The following is a 2937-nucleotide window of genomic DNA, read 5'->3' as shown; positions in this document are numbered from 1 at the left end:
GATATGCGTTGACTTTGGTGTTGAAGTGCCATGCAGCAGCTTGGTCATTGCGTGCTTCACACCTTAACAGAGCGTTAGGCATCAATGAGGCGTAAATGGAAATAGTTTTAGCGATTGCAACTTTACTCGGTGGGGTTACCGCTGTTTGGTTTTTCTGGGATAAGGCTCGAGAGTTCACTCTTGGAACCAGCAAGGTAAATACCCATGACTTAGAGTTATTCGAACAATATAAAGGGATGTTTGTTACGACGGGAGCTGCCGAATTTTATAGACAACATGACTTTTTGGCACAGTTCTCTGAAGATTATTGGCGACCTTTATCTAGTTATGTAGATAATTGGTATAAACCCGATTTTGAGTTCTCCAATAGTAAGCTTCAAAAGCAGCACAAGACGCTTTACGAAGCAGCAGAAAAATTAGGGATAGCTATTGCTGGCAACACGGTAACAATAGCACCAACCTACAAAATGCGTTCAGAACGACCGGATAACCTAGCATTTGGACCAATACCAGATCACATAAAAGAAGAAGCAAAAGAGATTAACGGTTTAGTTCCAGCATTTATAAAAGCTCATGATGACTTCGTTAAACTAGGTAATCGTGAATTGTACTAAAAATGCCTAACAAAGCATTTAAGAGTGATTCCCAACGCTTGGCATTTTTCATTCCAATGTTGGGTTTAGTGTTTACGGTGGCTTGGTTAAGTTTCGTGGTAGCGTTGCTCACACCTTAATGCGGCGTTAGTTTACAAGAGGAAAAACGCAGCTATATCGCAAGATCTAGTGGTAAAATCTCAAAGTCGAAATTGTCGTATCGGCGTTCAATTTCAGTGTTAACTAGCGTGGTGAAAATCCAAAATTGGCATCGTTTCAACGGCTGATTTGTTTTTGGTGTGGTGACTTTTTGGTTAACTGATTTGAACTTTTTTGCTGAAACTCTGCTCGTTGAGTTTGTTGGTACAAAAGCCGATTTACTCGCTGAAATGACGTTTTCTCTGGTGTGGTAAGTTCACGTGGTTTCAGTGACTTTGTTGAAAGTCCGCATTGTGAGATTGGTTTTCCAAAAGCGCTTTTTGGTGTTGTGAGTTCATTTTCTGCGGCGTTGTTTGTTCCAAGTGGTTTCATTGACTAGCCGCTTTGAGACTACGCCTGATTTAATTGCATCAAAGCACATAATGTTTGTTTTTCGCAAAATTTAAAATAACGTAAAATCAACCCTTTGGGTCTGCAAACTAACAAACTGCTCAAGAGGGATTCACAACGCGTGGCATTTTCACTATGCGTTGAATTTAGTGATTAAGGTGGTTTGCAGCGACTTCGGTATTGCGTTGTTCACCCCTTAGCAGGGCGTTATGTATCAGGAGAGATTAGTGAGTTCAGAGAAAATACTCTTCGAAAGTGAAGAAGAAAAAGAGTTGGCTTCAGGCATTGTGAAGTCATTCATCCGCTCAGCTATCGGTTACGGAGCTGTTGATGTTAAAGGGTTGTCTGATGAAGAAGCAACGAAGAAAATACACGAATACTTAGAAGAATTTTTGGCGTCAGGGGAAGAGATCAATATGGTCACAGACCATAAAGGAACTCTACTTGAGGAAGCCAGAAACCTTGTTGCATCAAAGAAAATAGATTTGGCATTGGTCATCTATGCAACTTGGTGGGAACATTGGATAAACGGCATTTTGGAAGCGAAACTTCACCGAAAAGACATTATTGGAAAAGAGTTCAGACAAGTGATCACATCACTAAATAATCGAGCGAAGACCTCTTGGTTCTTGAAGTTAATTGAATTGCCTCCTTTAGAAAAAGAGCATTTAGACGTAATGACGAAGCTTTCAGAGAAAAGGAATAGCTTTGTTCATTATAAATACCCAGTGCAAAACGATGAACCTGAAGATCTAAATGGATTTTTTGAACAGGTCGAGCAATCTATTTTATATTTTACAGACTACGAAGAAATCAATATTTTTCAATCTGCTAGCCCATACAAAATCTAATACATAACAAAGCGTTTAAGAGGGATTTGGCACGCGTGGCATTTTTAGTATGCGTTGGGTTCAGTGTTTACGGTGCTTTGCAGAGGCTTATGTATTGCGTGCCGGCACCCCTTAACGCGGCGTTATACCTTCGGAGGAATTGTGACAGAGTCAGAAAGCCAATTTGAAGCAACACTCTATTCTAAGAATATTAAGTTTCGAAAAATCCCTGAGTCTGAAGGGAAAACACCTGATTATGAAGTTTATCTTGGTAATCACCTAAGCTATTGGGAGATTAAAGAACTCACTGAAAACCCATCTGAAAAACAAGTATTACGTGACATTGAAGATGAATGTTTGGGCATATATCAAGTGAACTCCGATCGTGTTGTAAACAGTATTAAAGATGCGGCTAAACAGCTAAAAAACTACGGAGAATCAAAAGCTAGTAGGGTCATTGTTTTATGTGATTGCCGAGACTTCGCAACAATGGATTTCTTATTCATTCCGAGTATCCAGAAAGCGATGTTAGGTAAAGCTGAATATTATGCTCATCGAGATGGATCGTTCGAAGAAATAAAAAGGCATCCAGGTTTGCTGACAAATAGAATGAAGTACATCAGTGCGATAGCTGTACTTTCAGTGAAAACGGGTAAAATTCTATTTCTTCATAACCCAAACGCTACCGTTTCATTGTTCGAAACTGACCTAATAAAACATTTTGATAATCATCAAGTTTTTGAAAAAACCGGTGGGACTAATACTTGGCAACAGGTATAACAAAGCGTTTAAGAGCGACTCACAACGCGTGGCACTTTTGATTTGCGTTGGGTTGAGTGATTACGGTGCTTTGCAGAGGGTTATGTATTGCGTTGTTCGCACCTTAACGCGGCGTTATAGCGCACGATAAAATTGAATATGGATGGTCATGGATAATATCGAAAAAGAGCTCTATCAAGCAGCAA

At 39.8% G+C, this 2937-nt stretch carries 3 protein-coding genes; all 3 read left to right on the top strand.

Annotated elements, in window-relative coordinates; genetic code table 11:
* The first annotated feature begins 95 nt into the window (after nucleotides 1-95).
* The 3 genes from R7O13_RS23790 to R7O13_RS23780 all read left to right on the top strand — a co-directional run bounded on the left by R7O13_RS23790 (nucleotide 96) and on the right by R7O13_RS23780 (nucleotide 2752).
* On the top strand, nucleotides 96-614 hold the full coding sequence (locus tag R7O13_RS23790; protein ID WP_086584999.1) for a hypothetical protein: 519 nt from the start codon (nucleotides 96-98) through the stop codon (nucleotides 612-614).
* Between the two features lie 755 nt (nucleotides 615-1369).
* The gene (locus R7O13_RS23785; RefSeq protein ID WP_152814778.1) at nucleotides 1370-1993 is read left to right on the top strand and encodes a hypothetical protein; all 624 of its coding nucleotides are present in this window, start codon (nucleotides 1370-1372) and stop codon (nucleotides 1991-1993) included.
* A gap of 141 nt (nucleotides 1994-2134) precedes the next feature.
* On the top strand, nucleotides 2135-2752 hold the full coding sequence (locus R7O13_RS23780; protein WP_054579703.1) for a hypothetical protein: 618 nt from the start codon (nucleotides 2135-2137) through the stop codon (nucleotides 2750-2752).
* Nucleotides 2753-2937: the final 185 nt, after the last annotated feature.

Source organism: Vibrio sp. Y176, from assembly GCF_033438945.1.
Note: the sequence above shows the minus strand (reverse complement) of the source record. Positions and strands in the feature narration are given on the sequence as shown.

Excerpts from the sequence above, each read along its gene's own strand:
- R7O13_RS23790 (WP_086584999.1), top strand. The coding sequence starts at position 96 with ATGGAAATAGTTTTAGCGATTGCAACTTTACTCGGTGGGGTTACCGCT.